Genomic DNA, 546 nt, shown 5'->3' with positions numbered 1-546 from the left:
ACCCGTGACATTGCTGCCAACTTTGATTGGGTCGAGAGTGTGGACAGGCTTAAAATTGCGCAACGGTTATCTGACCAGCGACCTACTGAAAAACCGCCTTTGAATATTTGTCTGCAAGTCAATATTGATGATGAAGCCAGCAAGGCAGGTGTTCATGCCGACGGTTTAATGGAACTCGCTGCTGCAGTAAGCCAACTGAAAAATATTCGGTTGCGGGGTTTAATGATCATTCCGGCAATTGCAGAAACGGTTGAACAACAGCTCGATGCCTTTGCCCGGGCGCAGCAACTTTTTTCTCAACTTAAAACCAACCACGCTACCGTTGATACTTTATCAATGGGGATGTCAGCTGATATGCAGCCAGCTATCTCGCAAGGCAGCACCATGGTCCGGATTGGGACGGCGCTGTTTGGTGAGAGACATACACCCAATAAACAATAACCAGTACACTACAGTGTTGAAGAGTCCGTCCCAATGGAGAAAGTTTAAATGATACCTTGCAAGCTCGCCTTTATCGGCGGTGGAAATATGGCGCGCAGTTTAATG

General features: G+C 47.4%; 1 protein-coding gene. It reads left to right on the top strand.

What is annotated here, in order from left to right; genetic code table 11:
• Window positions 1–441 (top strand): YggS family pyridoxal phosphate-dependent enzyme (locus tag B3182_RS08525; protein WP_292752357.1); only part of this gene is annotated, 441 nt, incomplete at its 5' end.
• Between the last annotated feature and the right edge of the window lie 105 nt (window positions 442–546).

The sequence above is a fragment of the Methylophaga sp. UBA4204 genome, from assembly GCF_002379485.1.
Classification (GTDB): Bacteria; Pseudomonadota; Gammaproteobacteria; order Nitrosococcales; family Methylophagaceae; genus Methylophaga.
The sequence above is the reverse complement of the archived record's forward strand: the minus strand, read 5'-3'. Positions and strand labels throughout refer to the sequence as shown.